Source organism: Sphingobium sp. BYY-5 (assembly GCF_022758885.1).
Taxonomy (GTDB): Bacteria; Pseudomonadota; Alphaproteobacteria; order Sphingomonadales; family Sphingomonadaceae; genus Sphingobium.
The window spans coordinates 684,823-708,205 of sequence record NZ_JALEBH010000002.1; the positions used below are offsets into that span (position 1 = coordinate 684,823).

The 23,383-nt window shown below is 60.6% G+C and carries 15 protein-coding genes and 3 pseudogenes; 14 read left to right on the forward strand and 4 right to left on the reverse strand.

Features of this window, described 5'->3' with window-relative positions:
• Positions 1-232 precede the first annotated feature (232 nt).
• Together MOK15_RS19085 and MOK15_RS19090 are read right to left on the reverse strand one after the other, a co-directional pair.
• Positions 233-1,681, reverse strand: a complete 1,449-nt coding sequence (locus MOK15_RS19085) for an IS4 family transposase (protein WP_242933292.1) — start codon at positions 1,679-1,681, stop codon at positions 233-235.
• A gap of 236 nt (positions 1,682-1,917) precedes the next feature.
• Positions 1,918-3,375 carry an efflux transporter outer membrane subunit gene (locus MOK15_RS19090; protein WP_242933293.1) on the reverse strand — a complete coding sequence of 486 codons (1,458 nt, stop codon included), beginning with the start codon at positions 3,373-3,375 and terminating at the stop codon, positions 1,918-1,920.
• A gap of 90 nt (positions 3,376-3,465) precedes the next feature.
• Between MOK15_RS19090 and MOK15_RS19095 the strand changes: the two genes are divergently transcribed.
• The 12 genes and pseudogenes from MOK15_RS19095 to MOK15_RS19150 form a co-directional block, all read left to right on the forward strand.
• The gene (locus MOK15_RS19095) at positions 3,466-4,077 is read left to right on the forward strand and encodes a TetR/AcrR family transcriptional regulator (protein ID WP_242933294.1); all 612 of its coding nucleotides are present in this window, start codon (positions 3,466-3,468) and stop codon (positions 4,075-4,077) included.
• Positions 4,078-4,262: 185 nt separating this feature from the next.
• Positions 4,263-5,240 (forward strand): efflux RND transporter periplasmic adaptor subunit, encoded by a 978-nt coding sequence (locus MOK15_RS19100; RefSeq protein WP_242933790.1) that lies wholly within the window; start codon positions 4,263-4,265, stop codon positions 5,238-5,240.
• Positions 5,237-8,374 (forward strand): efflux RND transporter permease subunit, encoded by a 3,138-nt coding sequence (locus MOK15_RS19105; protein WP_242933295.1) that lies wholly within the window; start codon positions 5,237-5,239, stop codon positions 8,372-8,374. Before MOK15_RS19100 ends, MOK15_RS19105 begins: the two co-directional genes overlap by 4 nt.
• A 62-nt stretch (positions 8,375-8,436) precedes the next feature.
• The gene (locus MOK15_RS19110) at positions 8,437-8,625 is read left to right on the forward strand and encodes a hypothetical protein (protein WP_242933296.1); all 189 of its coding nucleotides are present in this window, start codon (positions 8,437-8,439) and stop codon (positions 8,623-8,625) included.
• Positions 8,622-9,002 (forward strand): helix-turn-helix domain-containing protein, encoded by a 381-nt coding sequence (locus tag MOK15_RS19115; protein WP_242933297.1) that lies wholly within the window; start codon positions 8,622-8,624, stop codon positions 9,000-9,002. Before MOK15_RS19110 ends, MOK15_RS19115 begins: the two co-directional genes overlap by 4 nt.
• 426 nt (positions 9,003-9,428) lie before the next feature.
• Positions 9,429-10,057, forward strand: a pseudogene (locus MOK15_RS19120) (tyrosine-type recombinase/integrase); the annotation flags it as partial.
• A 119-nt stretch (positions 10,058-10,176) separates the two neighbouring features.
• Complete coding sequence (locus tag MOK15_RS19125) at positions 10,177-10,899, forward strand: TetR/AcrR family transcriptional regulator (protein ID WP_242933298.1); 723 nt, start codon at positions 10,177-10,179, stop codon at positions 10,897-10,899.
• Between the two features lie 84 nt (positions 10,900-10,983).
• Positions 10,984-11,805, forward strand: coding sequence for a TauD/TfdA family dioxygenase (locus MOK15_RS19130; protein ID WP_242933299.1), 822 nt, complete (start codon positions 10,984-10,986; stop codon positions 11,803-11,805).
• Between the two features lie 21 nt (positions 11,806-11,826).
• Positions 11,827-12,687, forward strand: coding sequence for an SDR family NAD(P)-dependent oxidoreductase (locus tag MOK15_RS19135; RefSeq protein ID WP_242933300.1), 861 nt, complete (start codon positions 11,827-11,829; stop codon positions 12,685-12,687).
• 37 nt (positions 12,688-12,724) lie between these two features.
• The gene (locus tag MOK15_RS19140) at positions 12,725-13,273 is read left to right on the forward strand and encodes a nuclear transport factor 2 family protein (protein WP_242933791.1); all 549 of its coding nucleotides are present in this window, start codon (positions 12,725-12,727) and stop codon (positions 13,271-13,273) included.
• Positions 13,274-13,423: 150 nt separating this feature from the next.
• Positions 13,424-13,564 (forward strand): annotated as a pseudogene (locus tag MOK15_RS19145) (IS110 family transposase); the annotation flags it as partial.
• Positions 13,561-14,178, forward strand: a pseudogene (locus tag MOK15_RS19150) (3'(2'),5'-bisphosphate nucleotidase CysQ); the annotation flags it as partial. The pseudogenes MOK15_RS19145 and MOK15_RS19150, both read left to right, overlap by 4 nt.
• An 880-nt stretch (positions 14,179-15,058) precedes the next feature.
• On the opposite strand, the gene MOK15_RS19155 reads toward MOK15_RS19150, so the two are convergent.
• Both MOK15_RS19155 and MOK15_RS19160 read right to left on the reverse strand, forming a co-directional pair.
• Entirely contained in the window at positions 15,059-16,876 is a 1,818-nt protein-coding gene (locus MOK15_RS19155; RefSeq protein ID WP_242933301.1) for a cupin-like domain-containing protein, read from the reverse strand.
• A 67-nt stretch (positions 16,877-16,943) separates the two neighbouring features.
• A complete protein-coding gene (locus MOK15_RS19160) occupies positions 16,944-20,249 on the reverse strand; it encodes an autotransporter outer membrane beta-barrel domain-containing protein (protein ID WP_242933214.1) in 3,306 nt (1,101 codons plus the stop codon).
• 685 nt (positions 20,250-20,934) lie between these two features.
• Between MOK15_RS19160 and MOK15_RS19165 the strand changes: the two genes are divergently transcribed.
• Positions 20,935-21,132, forward strand: a complete 198-nt coding sequence (locus MOK15_RS19165) for a hypothetical protein (protein WP_242933302.1) — start codon at positions 20,935-20,937, stop codon at positions 21,130-21,132.
• Positions 21,122-23,200 carry a recombinase family protein gene (locus MOK15_RS19170; RefSeq protein ID WP_242933303.1) on the forward strand — a complete coding sequence of 693 codons (2,079 nt, stop codon included), beginning with the start codon at positions 21,122-21,124 and terminating at the stop codon, positions 23,198-23,200. Before MOK15_RS19165 ends, MOK15_RS19170 begins: the two co-directional genes overlap by 11 nt.
• Positions 23,201-23,383: the final 183 nt, after the last annotated feature.

The window sequence follows — 23,383 nt, forward strand, 5'->3', positions numbered from 1 at the left end:
TACAACAGGAGGCGTCACGACACATACGAGATCGCTTGACGGGTACAACGGCACAGTCATATCCCGGTCGCCTTGTGCGATTGTTTCACGGCAGTGAGGCGAGACACGCAACGAAAGCCAACATGACAGGCGATGGTGTCGATGGGTTGCGGATGACGCGCAGCCGGGCGGTAACGTCGGCAATATGATTCCGCGCACAAGAATGAACGTAAGCGCCGACGGAAGCTTTCAATTACCCATAATTGCGTCCGGCGAGTTCTGCCCCGAGTTTTATGTCCATAAGGCGGGACCAGCCACGCCATATGACGATGTTCCCGGGAGGCGGGTCACGCTCGCGAGCAAGGTAACCGCCGAGCTTTGCTATCAGTTTCAAATAATAGGATAGCATCTGAGGTGGGGGCTGCCCTGTCCGGGTTATTGAAATGCGGTCGATGAGATTGATTTCATCTTGGGTCAGCACGATAGTTGGCGATGCCATGGGCGCGGTGCGGTTGATCATGGTCATCCAGAATATCCGCCAGCGCAGAACGCAGTAAATCGCGAGCAGATTCACAAGCCGCTCAGCGGTGCGCAATTTAGCATCTTCTGCGCGACATCCAGATTTAAGGATCTTGTGGAAAACCTCTATCTTCCAGCGCAGCGCATACCATTCGAGCTTTTCGACCGCCTCTTCCAGCGACACGACGGGCAGATCAGTGATCAGCTTCCAGTCGATAGGAGAGCGGTTCTCCGGGGCATCCTGTTCCTGAGCGTGGACGATGGTAAGATCGAGCGCGGGGTAGCGCTTCTGCTTGCCAATTGGCGGCAAAACCCGGATCCGCTTATATTTCACCGCCAGACGGGCGGTCACGCCATCGGCAATTTCAACCATATGGCGACCTGTCACGGGTGCATCCGCCATTTCAGCAGCGATGGTGTGCTTGCCATCGCCCGCCAGACGATCAACGCATGTCCGTACCAAGAAATGGGTGCCGGCTTCGCGCGCAGCACAGAAAAACTCATAAATGTCGTTTTCGCGATCTCCGATGTGGATCAGGCGCTGGCCTTCGCCCAGCAGGGCGGTGGAGGCGCGCATATTCTCCAGCCAGCGGATGCTCTCCTTGGCTTCGATCGGTACCCTCGTAGGATTTATATGACGCTTAAGCGCCGAGGTGCCTTTGAATTTGCTACGTGACCAGAACTTGATCGCCGCCAGACCGAGCGGCAAACCTTCGGTCGTCACTGCCAGGCTACTATGCATCAACAATCCGCAAATTGTATGTCGCCTGACAATCCCAACCGTCTCGCGTTTGCTTGGGGCATAGCAGATAGCCCCAACCTGTTCGGGCTTTTTGCGCTCATATGAAAATTCGGTGGTATCCTGCAGAACAAGGATGGGTCCATCAACGGCTGCAACACGCGATGCTGTAGATTGGAAATGGCCATGCAGAATTTTGCCTTCGCTAACATCGGCATTCGAAAGAAAGCGATAGGCAGCTTTGGTGTTGGCCCAATCCTGACAGGCGAACGGAATTCGACCACCTATCGCGCCCGCCATTTGTGTCACCAATTGTCGCAGACGGCGACCAAGCCGCACATCGCCGAAACGTGACCCCGCGAGTTCATCATCTATCCAAGCCTGAGATTCCGTGCTCCCGTCTACCATCGTGCACCTCGCCAACGCGATCCTGTGCGCGAACATGAATCACAGCCGATTCCGCTGCCGCAATGCCGCTGCGATCAGCGGAATCTGGCATCCGACCAGATGTGGGTAATTGAAAGCGACGGAACGCGACCTTGTTGCCGGCACCGGAATAGGAAAGCTCGCGGTGTGATCCGAGCTAGCCCGTAGCTATCTATCACTGCCGATTTGAGACTGTTTGCTACCCCAGCCCGTGCAGCATCTCTGGGCATGATCATGCTTCTGAAGAAAGGGTGTCACGCGCCTGCGGAGATGACTTGCGGCTCCCAGCCGCCACCCAGCGCCCGGAAAGATGCGATGGCGCCTCGGGTTGCCGCGGCGCGCGCCTGGATCGCGCCGTCGCGTGTTTCCAGCAGGCGACGGTCGGCATCGAGCACCTCGATCAGGCTTGCCATACCGCCCTTGTAGGCGGCCATGGACGCGTCTCGCGCACGCGACAGCGAAGCCTCGCCCTGGACGAGAGCCGTCGCGCGCGCTTCCTGTTGTACCAGCGTGGAGAACGCGTCCTCGACATCCTGGGAGGCACGCAGAACCGTCAGGCGGTAGGCCGCCAGCGCTTCTACATTTCTGCCCTTGGCGGCCTTGATCTCGGCGTCGACCCGCCCAAAGTCGAACAGGCGCCAGCGCAGGCCAAGCACGCCATTGGCCTGCGTTGCATTGCCCGTAAAAAGGCCGCCCGCGGCCGTCGTCGCCGTTCCCAACAGACCGCTAAGCGAAAATTTCGGATAATATTCCGAAACCGCCACACCAATGCGTTCATTGGACGCAGCAAGCGTGCGCTCCGCCGCGATGATGTCGGGACGGCGGCGCAGCAAGGCGGCCGGCCCTCCGGCGGTCGAGATCGCGGGCGGTGCTGGGACAGGCGTCAATGCTGCGAGTTCGGGGCGCGTCGTGCCGGGCTGAACGCCGATCAACACGTCGAGTGCGTTCAACGCCATGTCGAGTTCATTCTGCAGCGCCGGGACGGAGGCGCGGACCTGTGCCAGAGCACCTTCTGCCTGCCTCAACTGCAATTCGGCAGCCACACCCTTGCGAAATTGGAGCGCCACAAGGTCGACCAGCCGCTGCTGGGTGTTGAGTTGCGAGCGCGCGACTTCGAACCGTGCCTGCAGCATCCGGATGGCAACATAGGTGTCGGCGATTTGCGCCGCGACGGAAAGGCGCGCGGCAACCGCGCCGGCTTGCGACGCCTGCCAGTCGGCGCGCGCCGCGTCGCGAGCGGCGTCTCGCCCGCCGAACAGGTCGACTTCCCAGCTGGCGCCGAGGTTCAACTCATAGGTCTCGGTCGACCGCTCGAACTGTGGAAAAGCCCTGCCGATCCGTCCGATGGGCGTCTCGCGGGACTGATAGACCTCGCCGGCCTGTCCGCTGACCTGACCCGAGGGCATCAGCGCCGCATTCGAGCCCTTGAGTGCCGCGCGCGCCTGGACGACACGCGCACTCGCTTGCTGGAGATCGAGATTCTGCGCCAGTCCCCGTTCGACAAGGCTGGTGAGAAGCGGATCATTGAACGCCCGCCACCATGAGACCAGGTCCGCGGTTTCCGTTGTGGATAAGCGGGTCTCGACCGCCGGTTCACCCTGAAAGGCGGGCGGCTGGATCGACACCGGCGGTACATAGCGTGGCCCGACCGCGCAGCCGGCAAGAAGGACGGAGCCGCCGATGACGGAAAGGATCGAATTCAGGGGACGCATCGCTTCCTCAGGACGCAAATGGTAAGATGTGACCGATATATATCATGGTTACTCGTTGTCAATCCTGCCCAGTGTCATTATGCTTGAGCGATGAGCAACAGCACAGATGCCCCGAGCCGCGGCCCCGCCGAACATGCCGTCCGCGATCAGATCATCGCGGCCGCGCACGAATGTTTTGCCCGCTACGGCTATGCCAAGACGACCGTGGCCGATCTCGCCAAGGAGATCGGCTTCTCGAAAGCCTATATCTACCGCTTCTTCGAGTCGAAACAGGCGATCGGGGAAGCGATCTGCGGCTCGCACCTCGAGCAGATCGTCACCGAAACCCGAGCGGCCATCGAGGAAGGCAACACCGCGACGGATCGTCTCCGGCGCATGTTCAGGAGCTTGACGACCCGGAGTGTCGACCTCTTTTTTCATGATCGCAAGATCTATGACATCACCGCCCATTCAGCCTCCGAGCGGTGGGGCTCCTCGCAGGCCTACAAGGAGACCATCAGGGAAATCCTGGCTGAGGTCATCAAGGGCGGCCGAGAAAGCGGCGAGTTCGAGCGCAAGACGCCGCTCGACGAAACCTGTCGTGCAATCCTGTACGCCATGATGCCGTTTGTCGACCCGCTTCATCTCGAACGCAACCTCGACCTGCTTCCAGAGGCGCCGCAGGAAGTCACGAGCCTCATTTTGCGCAGTCTCGCACCATGATAAAATAACCAGTGACCTATTGACATAATAGTCACAAGGAAACAATAATCTCCCAAAGTTCGGAGGATCCAGCCTTGTCGAGTCGTTTTCTTGGAGTGGGTCTTTGTGCCCTTGCTCTCTCCCTTCCCCTCGCAGCATGCAGCAAAGCGGATGGTGATCCGCGTACGGAGCCGCCCTTGGTAAGGGTGATGACGTCCGCGACGCAGGGCGGGACCAATCGCGAATTCACCGGTATCGTCGCAGCCCGCGTGCAGAGCGATCTGGGCTTCCGGGTAGGCGGCAAGGTGATTGAACGCCTCGTAAATGCCGGGCAGGTCGTACGGCGTGGCCAACCGCTCATGCGGATCGACCAGACCGATCTTGCGCTTGCGACCCGGGCGTCTCAGGAAACGGTCCAGGCGGCGCGCGCTCGCGCGGTGCAGACGGTGGCTGACGAGAGGCGCCTGCGCGATCTGGTCGGCGCAGGGGCAGTGTCCGCTTCCACCTATGATCAGGCCAAGGCCGCGGCGGATTCCGCCCGTGCCCAGCTTGCGGCGGCGGAAGCGCAGGCTCGGGTTTCGCGCAACGAAGCGAATTACAGCATTCTTGTGGCCGATGCCGACGGCACCATCGTTGAGACGCTCGCAGAGCCCGGGCAGGTGGTGGCAGCCGGCCAGATCGTCGTCCGGCTGGCGCGCTCTGGTCCGCGCGAGGCGCTGGTGCAGTTGCCCGAGACGATCCGTCCAGCCGTCGGCTCAACCGCCCGCGCCAGCACCTATGGTGGCGAGACAGGACCGGCGCGCCTGCGGCAGCTTTCCGACGCCGCCGATCCGGCGACGCGCACGTTCGAAGCACGCTATGTGCTCGAAGGCGTACCCGCGCGCGCGCCGCTGGGGTCGACGGTCACTGTTTCGCTGGCGCAACCCGGAGAAGCGGCATCGACGGTGGTGCCGCTCGGCGCGATCCGGGACGAGGGCAAAGGTCCCGGTGTCTGGGTGATCCGCTCCGGCTCGCCCGCGAAGATCGCGTGGCGGCCTGTTCGTATCGCATCGGTCAGTGAGGAGACCGCGACGATCACGTCTGGCCTTAAAGCTGGCGAGCAGTTCGTTGCGATGGGCGCCCACATGCTGCACCAGGGCCAAGCCGTCCGCATCGCCGCCAATGTGCCGGGAGCGGCACGATGAGCGAGCATGCCCCTGATAAATCCGAATCCGAGAAGCGAGGCTTCAATCTCTCGGCGCTGGCCGTGCGCGAGAGATCCGTCACCCTGTTCTTCCTGATCGCAATCGTCGGTGCGGGTATCTTCTCCTTCCTCAGCCTTGGCCGGGCGGAAGATCCCAGCTTCACCATCAAGGTCATGACCGTGGTCACCGCGTGGCCTGGCGCGACTGCACAGGAGATGCAGGACCAGGTCGCTGAACCACTGGAAAAACGGTTGCAGGAACTGCGCTATTACGACCGCAGCGAAACCTTCACGCGGCCCGGCCTTGCCTTCACCACGCTGACCCTGCGCGACCAGACGCCTCCCAAAGACGTGCCCGAGCAATTCTATCAGGCGCGCAAGAAACTGGGAGACGAGGCCGCCAGGCTGCCCCAGGGCGTGATCGGCCCCTTCATCAATGATGAATATGGGGACGTCAGCTTCGCGCTCTATGCGTTGAAGGCAAAGGGCGAGCCTCAGCGGCTGCTTGCACGCGAAGCGGAGAGTCTGCGCCAACGATTGCTCCATGTTCCCGGCGTCAACAAGATCAATATCGTCGGCGAACGCCCCCAGCGCATCTATGTTGAGTTTGCTCAGGAGCGGCTCGCAACATTAGGCGTGTCGCCGCGCGATATCTTCACGGCGCTCGCCAGTCAGAATCTGATCACCCCTGCCGGCGCGATCGAAACCAAGGGCCAACAGACCGTGGTGCGTTTGGATGGGGCGTTCGATGACCTGTCGAAGATCCGTGATGTCCCGATCGTTGCCAACGGCCGGACGCTGCGCCTGTCCGACATTGCAAGTGTGACACGCGGCTATGAGGATCCGGCGACATTTCTGGTTCGCAGTGAGGGCGAACCCGCCATTCTGCTTGGCGTCGTCATGCGCGAAGGCTGGAATGGCCTCGACCTTGGCAAGTCGCTCAAGGCCGAGATCGAGAAAATCTCAGCCGAATTGCCGGTGGGCATGAGCCTGACGCCGGTCACCGATCAGGCCGTGAACATTAGCGAAGCCGTCGACCAGTTCATGCATACCTTCCTGGAGGCGCTTGCGATCGTGATGATCGTCAGCCTGATCAGCCTCGGCTGGCGGGTGGGCATCGTCGTCGCCGCCGCCGTGCCGCTGACCCTTGCGGTCGTCCTGGTGATCATGTGGGCGACGGGCCGGGTCCTCGACCGCATCACGCTAGGTGCGCTCATCCTCGCGCTTGGCCTTCTGGTCGACGACGCGATCATCGCCATCGAGATGATGGTCGTGAAGATGGAGGAAGGCTACGATCGCATCAAGGCCTCGGCCTATGCTTGGAGCCATACGGCCGCGCCCATGCTCGCGGGTACGCTGCTGACGGTCATCGGCCTGATGCCAGTCGGCTTCGCGCAGTCGACGGCCGGCGAATATGCCGGCAACATCTTCTGGGTGGTGGGCTTTGCCCTCATCGCCTCCTGGTTCGTGGCGGTGATCTTCACACCCTATATGGGCGTCAAGCTGCTGCCCAATATCAAGCCGGTCGAGGGCGGCCATGCCGCGATTTACGAAACGCCGCGCTATCAGAAGGTTCGCAGGCTCATAGGCTGGGCGGTGCGGCGCAAGAAGCTGGTGGCGCTGGCGACGCTGGGCGCGTTCTTCGTGGCTGGTGCGGGCATGCCGCTGGTCAAGAAACAGTTCTTCCCGGCGTCCGACCGGCCCGAATTGCTGGTCGAGGTGCAGATGCCCAAGGGTACGGCCATCGCCAATACGAGCGAGTCCGCCCGTCAGATAGAAGACTGGCTCCGCAAGCAACCCGAGGCGAAAATCGTTACGGCCTATATTGGTCAGGGCGCGCCCCGCTTCTTCATGGCCCTGTCGCCCGAACTTCCCGATCCTTCTTTCGCCAAGATCGTCGTGCGCACCGACAAGGAAGACGATCGTGACGCCCTCAAGTGGCGCCTTCGTCAGGCCGTGGCCGACGGTCTCGCACCCGCAGCCCGCGTGCGAGCGACGCAGTTGGTCTTCGGGCCGCCCTCGCCCTTCCCGGTCGCGTTCCGCGTCAACGGACCCGATCTCGCGACGGCTCGCACCATCGCGGCCAGGGTCCAGGACGTCCTGCAAGCCGATCCCATGATGCGCACAGTCAACAGCGACTGGGGCGAACGGGCGCCCGCTCTGCGCTTCGTGCTCGACCAGGACCGCCTGCGCGCATTCGGCCTCACGTCAAGCGATGTAGCGCAGCAGCTTCAGTTCTTCTTGACTGGCGTCACTGTAAGTCAGGCCCGCGAAGACATCCGCACGGTCGATGTGGTCGTGCGCTCAGCAGGAGCCGGTCGGCTCGATCCGGCGCGTATCGGCGATTATACGCTCACCGGCGCGGGCGGGCAGCGCATCTCCATCAGCCAGATCGGCCGGATGGAAGTCCGCATGGAGGACCCGATTCTCCAGCGCCGCGACCGGGTGCCGACAATCACCGTGCGCGGCGACATCGCCGATGGCCTTCAGCCCCCCGACGTATCGACGGCAATGATGAAGAAACTGCAGCCGATCATCGACGATCTGCCTTCAGGCTATCGCATCGACATGGCGGGCTCGATCGAGGAAGCGGGCAAGGCCAATGCCGCGCTGGCGCCGATCTTCCCGATCATGATCGTGCTGATGATGGTCGTCATCATCCTCCAGGTGCGCAGCCTGTCGGCGATGTGGATCGTGCTGCTCACTGCGCCGCTCGGCCTGATCGGTGTCGTGCCGACGCTTCTTGTGACGGGGCAGCCGTTCGGGTTCAACGCGATCCTGGGACTTATCGCACTCGCGGGCATCCTGATGCGCAACACGCTGATCCTAATGGGCCAGATCCACGACAACGAGCATGCCGGTTTGACCCCGTTCGATGCGGTAGTCGAGGCGACGGTCCAGCGATCCCGCCCAGTGATCCTTACGGCGCTCGCCGCTGTGCTTGCGTTCGTGCCGCTTATCAGTTCGGTGTTCTGGGGGTCCATGGCAGTGACGCTCATCGGCGGCACGCTGGGCGGTACGGTCCTCACCCTCCTGTTCCTGCCCGCGCTCTACGCGCTATGGTATCGCATCACGCCACCATCGCATGATGATCGATCTGCAGCGCCGTCCACTACACCCGCTGCAGCGACGTAGGCACGCCCGGCATGAACAGCGGAATCCTCAAGGTTAAGATCCGATCGGTCGGGAGATGGGCCATGGCCATAAGTGAACTGCTGCGCGGAGCATCGATCAAGGCGAAGCGCTATCTCGAAGCGCTCGCCTGGATGGCGGACTATGATCCGATCGAGGAGCAGCGGCGCTGGATAGCGGGACTGGAAGAGCGCATCGAGGCAGGGCTGCCGTCGGCGCAAGAACAGTTTGCGAACCGGCCTACGCAGACATGAGACGCTGGGGCCACACCGATGATCCGCTGCTGATGGCCGTGGGTATTCTATCTGCCAAATGGATCCTGCGCATCATGAGCGTGCTCACGCAGGGACCGGCGCGGTTCTCGGGGAGCAGGGCTGCCATTCCGGCGGTCTCGGCCAACATATTGACAGCGCGCCTGCGCGATCTCGAAGAGGCGGGCATCATCTGCAAGGAGATGCTTCCACCTCCGGCCAACTGCCAGGTCTATGCGCTGACCGATCTTGGCGAAGCGGCACGCCCGGTCCTGGTGGCGATTGAACAATGGGCTTCGTGTTTCGCGGACGCGGAGTACCGGCGGGGTCAAGCGGTCAAGGACTCCGGAGCAGCATCGCACAGCCGCTCTGCATCATGATTACCCAACTTTCGGCCCCGAGGAGCAGGCCATACAAAAGACTATACTAGCCAGGATCACCGAGATACATGTAAGATTCCGCGCCGTCCGGGCTAGCCGCTCAGTCCACCATCCTGTTCCACAGACAAGCTCAAGCACGTCGCCAGTCAGATCGGCTCCTGGCGGCGAAGCTTCCACCTCAGCTACCTTGGTGTGCCAGCGGGCTATTGCCTCAGGCCCTCGATCGAGAAGGTATTCGTGAGTGGCAGCTATTCTGTCATGGGTGCTTCAAGCCGGACGGTCAGCGGCCGGCCAGTCTTGAACGTCCAAGTCGGAAAGCGGGCGGTCAGTTCCTGGGAATCGAAAATCGGAGGCCGAGCGGCCGACTTCGTCGGTTTGCCTTTCGCGCGTTCTTTTCGTGGCCATCATGGCCGTAGGAGAAGTGTCATGGGATTATCTGAGTTTGATCCCGCCGCTCGCGAACGAGTTTCGTGGAATGCGGGACGTAAAGTTGGCGCGAAGAGAGCGCTCAAACCATGTCAAATTTGGGCAATTCGTTTCTTTCTTGATCAACATCGACGGCTTTGAGATCGGGCGTTTTTCGATCTCGCCATCGACAGCAAATTGCGCGGTTGCGATCTAGTGAAAATCCGGATCAGCGACATTGTTTGCGATCGAAAAGTCCGGACGAGGGCTACCGTCGTCCAGCAAAAGACGGGTAGGCCTGTTCAATTTGAGTTGATGGACGATGCTCGTACAAGCCTCCTCAAATGGCTCGAACTGCGAGGCGGCTCCTTGGAGGATTACGCCTTTCCAAGCCGCACCAACCATACAGCCCACATAAGCACCCGACAATATGTCGGTTTGGTAGGTGAATGGGTTACAGGAATTAGTTTGCCTGGCGAGGATTATGGAACCCATTTGCTGAGGCGGTCAAAGGCATCGATCATTTACAAGGCGACCGGCAATCTCCGTGCCGTCCAGATACTGCTCGGACACACGAAAATTGAAAGCACAGTCGATATCTCGGGGTCGATGTAGAGGATGCTTTAACGCTCGCAGAAGGCACAGAAATCAGAGATCGGCTGGCTCCTCACATTCGCGGGGAGCCAGCACCGGAAACGGTGACGAGTCGCTCAATTGGCTGCCGTGCGTGATTGCGCTCCGCCTTTGCGCCGAATAATTTGCGTATGCTGTGAAGCCGCGTGCGGCCTTTGTAGCAACGTTAAATCTGGGATTGGAATATTTTGCTTTGGCCAAGCGCGTTTCAGAAGAAACCACTATAAAGGCGACGCCGCAAAAGCGACGCTTTGGCACGGATAAATCGGCCACCCGCTCGCAGTTGCTCGACGCTGCGCTGGCGCTGATGGTGGAGGAAGGATATGCCGCCGTCAGTGGTCGAAAGGTGGCGGCGCGCGCGGGATTGAATGCCTCGCTCATCCACTATTATTTCCCTACGTCCGATGATCTGCTGGTGGCCGCCTACAGGCGCGGTGCCAAACAGAGCCTCGAACGCCATCAGGCGGCGGCACAGTCGGATGATCCACTGCGTGCTTTATGGACACTCAGCATCGACCCCAGCCGCACGGCCCTCGCCATGGAGTTTATGGCGCTGGCAAATCACCGGAAGGTCATAGGCGAAGAAATTGCGCGCTATGCCGAACATATCCGCGCTGTCCAGATTGCGGCGATTGAACGGTATCTGGAGCATAGCCCCACCAACCTTGGACCATGCACAGCTGCCGCAGCCACCGTCTGGCTGGCCGCGATGGCGCGCTTGCTGGTGATGGAGGAAGGGGTCGGCATCTTGTCGGGCCATGACGATGCACGCCAGCTGATGGATTGGCTCCTCACCAGACTCAGCCACCGCCCCGACGATGAATCGCGCGACGGCGCGGAGCAACCGGCCACTTCTTGACCGATACTGTCATGCGAAGCTAAGCATGTGCTTAGCACGACATGCGTGTGGCGGCGTTACCGCTGCCCAGACGGGAGAGTAAAGATGCCGATTGCGGAACAAGCCGGCTTTGAGGTCAGAAATCTTGCGCCGCGTATCGGCAGTGAAATCGTGACGGACGTGCAGACGCTGCTCAGCGGCGCTTGCTCCGCGCAAATCCGCGCATTGCTGGAGGAGCGTGGCGTGGTGGCCATTCGCAGCCTCAACCTGACGGACGACCAGCAGATAGCCTTCACCAAAACGATCGGCACGATTGTTGAGGAAAAGGCCTTCAAGATCACGATGGACCCCACGGAAAATCCGGTCGCCGAATATATCAAGGGTGCGTTCTACTGGCATATTGATGGGACGATGGGAGACGTTCCGATCTTCGCATCGTTGATGAGCAGCCGCAAATTGTCGGATACGGGCGGCCAGACCGAGTTTTCTAACACCTATGCGGCCTATGACGATTTGCCCGAAGCAGAGAAAGTAGCGCTGGAAAAGCTCAAGGTCGTCCACATGTTCGAAGTGGCGCAGCGCTATGTGCAGCCTGAACCAAGTCACGAATTGTTGAAAGCTTGGCAGACATTCCAGCCCAACGTGTTGCCTTTGGTTTGGACCCATGGCTCAGGTCGTAAATCGCTGGTACTCGGTTCCACAGCATCGCATGTTGAGGGTATGGACCTTCGCGATGGGTGGGCATTGCTGACCCGCCTACGCGATTATGCGACGCAGCCCCAGTTCGTTTATCGACATGAATGGACGCTTGGCGATCTGGTGATCTGGGACAATACAGGGACCATGCACCGCGCGCTGCCTTACGCCATGGACAGCGGGCGAATGATGCATCGCACGACCCTGGCCGGTGAAGAATCCTTCGCCTGACATGATATCGGGGAAAATGTCATGACAGCCCGTCCCGTAGCCATAGTGACCGGCGCCAGTCGCGGCGCAGGGCGCGGCATTGCGATCGCCTTGGGCAGTTACGGCTGCACGGTCTATGTGACTGGTCGGTCCGAGAAAGCAGGCGATCATTCGCTACCGGGTACGATTTGGGAAACAGCCGATGCGGTAACCCAAGCCGGGGGCAAGGGCATTGCCGTGCGCATCGATCATGCCGATGACTCGCAGGTGGAATCGCTTTTCTCCCAGGTTTCGGAAACCGAAGGCCGTCTCGATATCCTCGTCAACAATGCGTGCGCCTTGCATGACGATCTGACCGCCCCCGGCAATTTCTGGGAAAAGCCGCTCGGCATTGTCGAGATGCTCAATGTGGGCTTGCGGAGCGCCTATGTCGCCAGTTTCCATGCGGCCCCCCTGATGGTGGCCAAACGGCACGGCCTCATCACGTTCACATCCGCATCGGGTGCCGCCCATTATTCCTTTGGCCCCGCCTATGGGGCGCACAAGGCGGGACTGGACAAGTTCGCGGCCGACATGGCCGTCGATCTCTGGCCATTCAACGTCGCTGCCCTTTCGATATGGATGGGGGCGCTGCTAACGGATCGCTTGCGCATGGTCATCGCCTCCGACCCGATCAAATATAAGGATCTGGAAGCGGCGACCGAAACGCCCGAATTCACCGGACATGCGATCTGGGCATTGTATTCCGATCCCGGTCTGATGGACATGAGCGGACAGACCGTGATCGGGGCCGAGATGGCCGTGAAATATGGCTTTGCCGATCGAGAGGGCAGACAGCCCCGTTCCTGCCGCGACACGCATCAGGTTGCGCCAAGGCAGCAATATCCGCTCATCTTACGGTAGCGTAGAATATCATCGAAGGAGGATCGCTGTGGACGATATGCAATTGGCGCACCTTGGTCGTGACGTCGCCTATCTCAAGGACAGGCTGGCAATCCAGGATCTTATTGCACTTCATGCGCGCGGCCATGACCGGCATGACGTCGATCTGCTTACCAGCGCCTATCATGAAGATGGCGTCGATGAACATGGCCACGCCATCAACCCCGGTCCGCTTTATGCCCAGTGGTCCAACGCCGTCCATGCCGCCGGTTCGGATCAGCATCTCCATAATATCACAACCCACCTTTGCGATATTGATGGCGATGTCGCGCATTGCGAAAGCTATGTGATGGTGTCGCTGCTTGATCCCGGCGCAAAGACGGCGCGGATCATCAATGGCCGCTATATCGATCGGGTCGAGCGCCGTGATGGCGAATGGAAAATCGCGCTGCGCCGCTCAACCGTGGACACGCTCATCACGGGAGACGCTTCGATCCTCCAGCATCCCAGATTTATCGAACAAGGCTATATTAAGGGCGTCCGAGACAAAACCGACATCTCCTATCAAAAGCCGTTATCGCTCGATACGCCTGTTACCCTATGGTGATGCCGTTTCGTAGCTGGACTGCTGCAGTGTTGTCGCGCCTGCTACCGGCTAGTATTGATCGCACCGTGCTAAAAGCGATGGGGTGGACGCTCCCTGACGGCATCGATGTGCCAGAGTGGAGGTGTTGAAACACCACAGTAGGAGGCGTCCGTGACCGAAGTTAGCACAGTTGGTATCGATTTGGCCAAGTTGGTTTTTCAGGTTCATGGGTCAGACCCGAGCGGTAACATGATGTTTCGCAAGAAGCTGCGGCGCGATCAGGTTCTGGCATTCTTCTCCACATTGCCGCGGGTGACCAGACCGCCATCCAGTTCCTCGTCCACGCCCTGCGCCCCAGCAGCGGCCCGATGATGGGTTGCGGCCCGAGGAGGAAAAGGACAGTGCCGAGCGCCTGAGCCTGAGCTGCGTGTGGATCGTCGACCCGGTCGACGGCACCCGCGAGTACGGCGAGGAGCGTACCGATTGGGCGGTCCACGTCGGCATGGCGGTGAATGGCGAGCCAGTGCTCGGCGCCGTGGCGCTGCCGGGTTGCGACGAGGTTTTGCGCTCGGACAAGTCGGGCTAAGTGCCGCCCGCGCTTGAGACCCTGCGTATGGTCGTCAGCCATACCCGTCCTGCCAGTGAAGCAACCGAAGTGGCGGCCAAGCTGGGCGCCGAACTGGTGCCGATGGGCTCAGCCGGTGCCAAGGCGATAACGATCCTGCGTGGCGAAGCCGACATCTACCTCCGCTCGGGCGGGCAGTATGAATGGGACAGCTGCACTCCCGTTGCGGTGGCGCTGGGCTGAGGACTGCATGCCTCGCGGATCGACGGTTCGCCGCTGGTCTACAACCAGCAGGACGTCTACATGCCCGACCTGCTGGAAGGAACATGCCGAACGGGTCCTGGCCGAGATCGCAGCTTTACCCCCGGGGCTAGCGATACGGCCTCGCCACCACTCGATTACTCGTAGTTCATCAGCCTTCAATATAATAGACGAGGACTGCTGGTTCATCAGCCACGGCCCACGTCCAGGCTCTTCGGGAACGGTGGTGTCAGGCTCAGGACCAGAGCTCCGCTGACGGCACAAGCAATTGCGCCGTAAATCAAGAACGGCCCATAGCCCCGAGTTGATCATAGATCACCCCTGCCATAAGGGGACCGAGACCTGCGGCGAGCGCCATCAGCGCAGACATGAAGCTATACAGGGTACTTGATCGCATGCCTGCATAACCTGCGGTCAAGTACCCTGTGATCTGCGTCTTTGTGCCCTGCGCGTAACCATTCACGATCATGGCGACGATGATGAATGAGTAGGTTCTGATACCGTAGGGGTCACCAAAATCCTCTCCCAGAGGGTTTCAGGAAGTGCCGGGATCGGCGGATTTCTGCGGTTTTTCGTGGTATAGATATCCCATGCGGAGCGGTCTTGGACCACCGGATACCAGCATGTTGATGGTATGTCTGATGGTAGCGCGGCCCTCCCCCAAAAGGAGATCAGAGCTGATCTTCCTCGCGCTGATTTCCATAAACTATTGAAAATGGGTGCTTTAGAAGGCGCAATTGCTGTTCGAATCCGATATGGATGGCGGGAAATTAGGCCGAGTTCTGTACAACTGACCCACGGGGGGAGTGAGATAGCCGCCCTTTATCCACACATGACCCCGAGGACAGATCCCACCTCAGTTGATCTAAAGGCGTCAGCCGGTCAATCATTCAGCCTATCGTGGTCTCCATCGAACCGGCTGAGATGCCACGGGCAAAGTGGCCCATCTACAGATTCGGTGTCGATCGGCTGATCGATCGTCAGAGGACCTGATAGGACTGGTATGTCGAGCAAAAATCGTTGTCGAACAGGAAGTTTGTGAACGTCACGGTCATGCTGAAATCCAGCGCGCGGACATGGTGCCACCATCCGACCGGAATGAACAGCAACTCTCCCGGCGCGAGATCGTGGCAAAAGATATCGACGTTCTGCATCCTTGGGAAACGGTCATAGTCGACCTTCTCAAGATCGACTTCGCTGTAGACATGGAGATGATTATACAGATTGGCGACCTGCAACCCGTCAGCCAGATGCACGCGCTTGCGCCCGGTGATCTGCGCCATGAAATTATTGGTCAGGTCATGATGCGTCGGCGTGACCGTGCCGGGCGGCCCGATCCAGAAGAAACCACGATTAGCCGGATTGCCGCCGTCGAGATATTCGGGGATCTGGACGATCCCGTCCCACAATTCGCTCAGGGCTGATGCATTGGCGCCGCCATTTCTGGCGGTCATGTAGATGTCGTTGCTTTCTCCCATGGCCATGATGCGCGCCATGAACGCATCAAAAGCCATCGTCGTGCCATGGCTGTCGGCCTGCATTTCATAATGCGGGTTGGCGCTGCGATTGACCTGAACCTCGACCTGGCGACCGGCAAAGGTGCAGACAAGCTGCTCAGGCGTCCAGCCGAGCGCCGGCCAGTCCTCCATCATCCCGGTGATGACCACCGGCCGGTTGGCGCTGTAATAGTCGTTGAGGAATGTCGCGCGGTCGAGCTTGTGACGGCGCTCGATCCCGGCGTTGTCGCGCGCGCCCATCGCACGCACTCTTTGCTGCACGTCCAGGGTCCAGTCGCGTTTGGCGACACGGCTGGCCAGACGCCGCGCCGCCTGCAGATAGGGGCTGCGATAGGCCTTGTCGATTTCGCGCCGCGCTTCGCCTGGATGGAAATTATGAGCGACCAGGGCCGGCAGCAGCCCTTCCGGCGAAGCGCCCAGCGCGAGATTCTCGCCGATCCAGGCCCGCCAGCCATCATTGAAAACGTCATGGACGACTTCCTCCGGCAAGGCGGCATCGCAGGACGGCATGATATTCCTGGGCCTTTCCCTTCCCGGATTTGCAACGGGCGACCACCATAGCAGAAGAATATTGTCCATATGGCCCGTGTCGATGAGCCATTTCACCACGGCATGGGGCGCTTCGGGGATTCGTTCGACAGTGACCCCCGCTATGCCGCTGAACCGGCGCGCATGAACCTCATCCATGTTGAGGCCACCCTCCGCCTCCGCGCCTGTACCGAACAGGATGTGGACAGGGGGATGAGGCAGACCGGCAAGCAAGGCGGTCAGGTCGTCATATCGCCTGGCAGGAGGATGACGATCGAGCGTCTCCATGACGCTGAGCCAGCGCAGGTCACCGTCGCGCCGCGCCCAGTCGCTGCGAAGATAGGATAGCGGGCCAAAGGCAAGCACCTGGTCCACGCCCAGCAGCGCGCCAAACAGGATCGCCGCATAGCCACCCATCGATTGCCCCACGGTGCAGATCGAACTGGGGCGCAGATCGGCAATGATATGGCGCAGCGATGCCGCGACCGCATCGACATCCCGTCCCAGTCCGTCCACCCCATGCTGATACCAGAAATTGGCGGTATCGCGGATCAGGATCAGGTTGAGCGGCTGGCCGGTCGTCGCCTCCAGCTTGCGGAGGCGGCCGACGAAATCGAATTTGGGAAGAGCTGCCCAATCGACGAAGCCGAAGGTGATGATGAGCGGCGCCCCTTCATGCGGGGCGTCGATGATATAGCCGATGTCGGGATCGGCTTGCGCATTCGCGAATTGCCTGTTGTCGGATCGTATCATCGTTCGGAACTATCAGCCGGAATGTGCCGGGAATGCGCCATGGACGCATTCCCGGCAGGAACCCCCGTCAGAAGCGGATGCTCAGCCGCCCCGTAACGCCATGGGCCGTTATGCCGGACCCGAAATCCCCATTATAGGAGATCGTGGCCGAAACATTGTCCGATGTCTGGAAACCCAGCCCGGCCCGCACGGTCGCCGCATCCTTGGCAATCGGCGCGCCCGCGATCAGGAACGATCCGGTGGTGTCAGGCAGGGTCATCGTCGCAAACGGCGTGGTGTCCTTGAAGGCATGGCGCCATCCCAGGCCGCCAAATGCGATCGCCTGCACATTGGCCAGGCTGAACTCGCTCGACCCGCGCATACCCAGGGTCGTGAATAGCGTGTTCATGCGCTGCGACTTCACGGCCAACGCGGCGGCCCCGCCATCGGTCACCACACTCTTCTCGGCAAAATCGTCGAGATCGAGCCGCACATAGGCGATATTGGCATAAGGCTCGATCGTGACGTTGCCTGTGCGATGCCGCCATGCAAGCTCGCCGAACGACTGGAAGCTGTTGCCCTTGTAATCCGCCTTCAGGCGATCGCTCAAGCCGGGGAAGGCCACGATCCTGTCGGTCGAAACATCATGCCATGTATAGGACAGGCCCGCGCGCAGCGACACATTGTCCCATTGCGCACCACCGTAAAGGCCAAGGTGGATATTATCGCTCTTGCCCTTCGATAACTGCCGCCGGACGTTGAAATCGTCACGGCTGTAGCCCGCAAACGCGCCCAGCCGCGCATTCGATCCAACTGCGCCATCAAGCCCCAGCAGCAGGCCGCCGGTAGAATTGCGCACACGGGTTCCATTTCCATCCTGGCCCAGGCGGCTCCAATTGCCCAGCCCCTGGCCCCATATGGCGAGTTCGGGCTGCGCTGCCTTGTCGCGCGCATAGTCGTTATAGCCATAGTCGAGCGCGGCGACTTCCTTCGGCTCGGCCTCTTCCAGCGTGCTGTGCAGCCGGTCGAACGCGGCTTCCCGCAGGGACTGGCTTTGCATCAGCAACGTCGATTGCGCCGAGGCATGGACACTGCCCGACAAGCTGTCGAACGCGGCACGCGCTTCGGACGCATCGAGCACAAGTAGGGCATTATACAGCGCAAGTGATGGTCCACTCTGCTTGAGCGTGTTGAGCGCGATGGCCGTGTTGTACTGGTTCGCCGTTTCCGCAACATCCTGGAAAACAAGCGGTGGTGTGGGCGTCGGAGTTGGTGTTGGCGTTGGCGTCGGAGTGGGCGTCGGTGTGGGCGTAGGGGTTGGCGTCGGAGTGGGCGTCGGAGTAGGCGTCGGAGTGGGCGTCGGAGTGGGCGTCGGAGTGGGCGTCGGAGTGGGCGTCGGAGTGGGCGTCGGAGTGGGCGTCGGAGTGGGCGTCGGAGTGGGCGTCGGAGTGGGCGTCGGAGTGGGCGTCGGAGTGGGCGTCGGAGTGGGCGTCGGAGTGGGCGTCGGAGTCACCGCGATTTTCAGGTCGACCTGGTTCGCCTGATGGTCAAGGCTTACGTCGAGAAATGCGGATTTGGACACCGCCTGCGCGAAGCTGCCTTCAATACCCCCCCCAGCCGTCAGGATGGTGTAGGTCTGACCGTTCTGATAGCTGACCGTTGGATCGAGCGCGGTCACTTCGACATTGACGCCGTTGCCGATCCGTACGCCACCCTGCAAGGGGCCAGGCGCGCTGGTGCCGACCGGAAGCACCCGGATGAGGTCGCTGCTGCCGTCGCCCCGAATATCGGCCTCGTAGATCGAATTGTCGCCGAATTCGAGTTGGCCCAGCACGGTCAGAGTGCCGATCCCATTGTCGCCAGGCGAGATGACAGCATGCTTGCTGCTGCCGGAGAACCGCCCGTAGAGCCGTACCGACCCCACGGTCCCGGTTCCCGCCAGACGCCCGAAACCGTTCGGATTCGCGTCGGTCTGGCCACCGACATAGACATGGCTGGTATAGTTCTGGTTGCCCAGGAAATTGCTGAAGACATGCCCGGTCTCGCCCTTGACGACGAGGGTACCGTCGTCGACGAGGATGAGCGAGCTGGGCCCGGTGATGCCATATCTGCCGTCATTGCTGGCGTCAGTTCCGAAATCGCTGTTGAAGACCAACCGGCTGCCGCCCTTCACGACCACGCCGCCGGTCACACTGTCGGTGCCCAGGAACTTGGTCATGTCACCCGACAGGATCGTCTCGCCGGCCAGGCTGACGATCGTTCCGTCGCCAGCGATGGCATTCTTGAATTCATAGCCGGTGGCCGTGTGGTTGAAGAGAAGCTGGCCATCCCGTCCCGCGAAGGTGATGCGCGCATCCTGGTTGAGCGTGCCCGCCGCCTCCGCCGCGACCGAGGTCGCCTCGTCGAAGACGTTGAACGTCACCTTGCCGCCAAAGGTGAGCGCGCCGAGGTTGACGCCGCTGAGCGGGCTGCCACCCAGCACGATCTCCTGCGCCGACAGGCTGGCGCCGTTCGCGATGACAAGATTATGGTTGCTGTCGTCGCCGATCGAAATCTTGCCGCTGGCCGTGAAGGACGAACCAGCGCCGGTGACATAGGTCGTCGCCAGCGACGTGGACATGCCGTGCAGTTCGGCATCCGCCGTGGTCAGCTTGCCGCCGTCCTGGATGGTCATGCTGCGGTAGTTGGTGAAAGTGCCGCTGTTCGCCCACAGCGAGCCTTGTCCGGTGATCAGCGTCTGGTTCGCCGTGCTCGAATCGTCCGCAGGCGCTCCGCCTATATCGACGGTGATCGTAGCGATCTTGCCGCCATTCTCGATCGTGATCGCGCCCGCGTCGTTGACGTCGTTGTCCCACGTGTTGTTGCGCAGCGTGTCGGCTGTGATCACAGAGCCGGCGCCGCTCACCTTGAGGATGCCGCCACTGTTGTCGACCGTCGCGGCGTTCCCCATGACGATGTCGCGCACCGAAACCTGTCCGCCGTTCTCCACGACAAGCGTGCCCAAGCCGCCTCCGCCGAGCACGAGCAGGTTGTTGAGGATGCTGGTGGTGCGCGTCACTTCCAGTTTGGAACCGACACCGGAGACGGTGATCAGGCCCGACGATCCGCCGCGCTCGCCGATCGTGACCGCCTTGGCCACCACGACGTCCGCGCCATCGTTGATCGTGAGCGAGACGTCGGGCTTCGTCTGCCCCACGACGAGCGCTTCGGCAACGCTGTGGTCCGTGGACCAGGTCGTGGAACCACTGTCGAGCACGGTGTTCTGCGCGATCGCATGGTTCGGAACCGCCATCAGAATGACAGGCAGCGGCAGCAGCGCCGCCAACACCAGTTCATTGCCAAGCGCCGTCGAGGCGCCAAGGGCTTGCCTAAAGCCCACGATCGTCCTGATCATTCCGAAATCCCCTGCCACAGTTACAAATAGAGAGCCGCAGCTGGAACGCAGAAGAAATACGCTCAAGCCCGAACCGCCAAACTGCGGGTGCCATTTGATGGGGATGATTGCACTAGAACATATGTACTATGTCGCGATTACAATTCATATTATAATTCTATAGGGCGCTGATATTGGATGCACGGTAGTATTATATGTGGCCTGTCTTGACTCAGTTGGACACCTCGAAGAACCAACGCCTTGCGGAGTGCGGATCAGCCTGCACGCGCGGTCGACGCCGATATGGTTCTTGCAGCCGAACATGACAACCCAAGCTGCTATGCGGCCGCACATGGTTGTACAACTCGACGACAGAACACCCACGGGACCTGCGAGCGTGAACTCCTTTATCCTTGGCATCCTTGGACCGGGTGCCAGATTTACGTCCATGAAGCGATTGAGAAGAATGGCGCGGCGGTCTTTCGCTGTAGCCAGTCAGGCGGTGATTGCGACCGTTTGCTGGAGGTGCCCGGTTGGATGTTCGACCGGGGTACAAGTGGAGGCTGGCTTCTCGCCTCCGCACCCCAGGTTTCTTTGGCTGCGATCGATGCCCTCGCAGTGTTGTTGATCGACGGCGGAGCGACATCGCAATCCGAGAAAATCGGCGCAGCATCGGGCTCTCATGACACGATTCGGGGAGATGCCGATGCCTCGCCAGCCCACAGCCTACCAGTTCGACCTGTTCCTAATTCCAAGCGAAGGACAGACAGCGCCCGTGCCGCCGTGGCAGACCTTGCCGGACGAGACACGCCGGAAGCTGAAGCAATTGATGGCGCGCTTGATCCTCGATTACGTCGCGGGAGAACCGGCAAACTCACAGGAGGGCGTGGGTCATGATGCATGAAAAGATCAGGCCGCATCATCTCGAGCGCAAGGCAATTCTGTATGTCAGGCAGTCATCTGCCCACCAGGTTCTACACAACCGGAAGAGCAGCGCTCTGCAATATGCCATGCGCGATCGCCTGACCTCACTGGGTTGGTCCCGCGTCGAGATCATCGATGACGATCTCGGTCGCTCGGCCGCCGGGACGGTGACACGCGCCGGCTTCGAACGGATGGTCGCCGAGGTTTGCCTTGGCAAGATCGGTGCTGTAGCCGCGCGGGAGGTGTCTCGATTTGCCCGCAACAGCCGGGACTGGCAGCAGCTCATCGAGATGTCCCGCGTCGTCGATACCGTTTTGATTGATCAGGAGACCGTCTACGCCCCGCGACAGGGTAACGACCGCCTCCTGCTCGGCCTGAAGGGGAGCCTCAACGAATATGAGCTGGACTTGCTGCGCCAGCGCTCGCTCTCAGCCCGCTATGAGAAAGCGCGGCGCGGCGAACTTGTAGTTGCCGCCCCTATCGGTTTTGTGAAGGTTGGAGATCGGCTCGAGAAGGATCCTGACCGCCGTGTGCAGGAAGCCATCACGCTGGTATTCGATAAGGTCGTTGAATTTGGCAGCGCTCGTCAGGCCCTCATGTGGTTTCTGGAGCACGAGTTGGACTTGCCTACCAAGTGCAACGGCGGCGATACGGTCTGGCGCAGGCCAAATTATGCGACGATCCACCGAATGATCGAGAACCCAGTTTACGGCGGCACCTACGCTTATGGTAAGACAAGCGCGACGCCAGGATTTGGTCGGTCCGCCACGATCCGGCGCAATGCGCGGGAGGAATGGTTGGCACTCATTCCTGACGCGCACGAAGGCTATGTCAGTTGGGAGCGGGCCGAGGCAATTCGCAAGATGGTAAGCGACAATGCAGTCACGAGCCGTCATCACGGCGCACCCAAGCATGGCGATGCCCTTCTGGCCGGACTTTTTCGTTGCCGGCGTTGCGGCCGCAAGCTCACAGTTCGCTACACAGGCGCAAAGCACAACATTCCGCGCTATTCGTGCTGGAGAGGCCATTTGGACAATGGCGAGCCGCGATGCATCGCCTTTGGCGGGCTGCGCGTAGATGATGCAATCGAGGGGGCGATCCTGCGCGTCGTCGAACCGGGGGCGATCGCTGCAGCGGCCGAAGCTGAAGTCCAGGCCTCCAGTCGTCGTGATCAGGTGCGTGACGCGCTTGGCCGTGATCTGGAAGCTGCTCGTTATGCTGCCAATCGAGCCTTCCGGCAATTTGATGCTGCAGACCCTGAGAACCGGCTTGTTGCAGCGGAACTTGAGGGACGTTGGAATCGCGCCCTTGAACTGGTGGGCGAAATTGAGAGCAAAATCAGCGCGCACGATAGGACGGCACCGAAACCCTCACTGCTGATGCAAATCGGCATCGCTTCACTCGCCCAGGATCTACGTACAGTTTGGGCGGCACCCACGACAGATGCTCGGCTCAAGAAGCGCATCGTGCGAACCGTTATTCAGGAAGTCGTCGCAGATATCGATGATGCGACTTCCGAGATCGTCCTGATGGTGCAATGGATTGGTGGCATCCATACCGAAATGCGCCGGCCGAAGCGACGGCCAGGCCAACGCAACAGCACTTCTGGCGACATCCTCGCGGCCATCCGGCAACTCGTGTTGATTGCCAGCGACGATCTGATTGCCGGGATTCTCAACCGCAATGGACTATTGACCGGTCATGGCAATCGCTGGACCAGGGAGCGCGTTACAGCGCACAGGTCACATCACAAGATCGCGGCCTTCCGACCCGCACCGGATGGAAACGAGCCATGGCTCAACCTAAACAAAGCCGCTCGGTTCATCGGTGTCGCCCCAAAGACATTGCGCCTCGCTACCGAGGCTGGGGAAATCAAAAGCCAGCACCCATTGCCTGACGGCCCCTGGATATTCAGCCGGTCAGATCTCGCAGAACCCAAAGCCCAGAACCTTCTTTACCGGGCGCGGCAGAACCCCAGACACCCCGCGGGACCGCATCCCGATCAGAATTCCATTCCCTACAACAACATAGACAGGTGGGTGTTATGAAACAGGATTGTAATGCCGCCGCCAGGCTTCGTTCAATTGTGGTGAACAGCAAGACAAAGCACTTCTTACCGCTGCGTGCAGCGGCAAAATCAGTGCGACGCCTTGCGGTTCCATCAAAACCGAGACGTGAGCCGCTCAATCGTGGCGGTAATGTCAGAGATTATCGCTTCAGGGACATGCTGC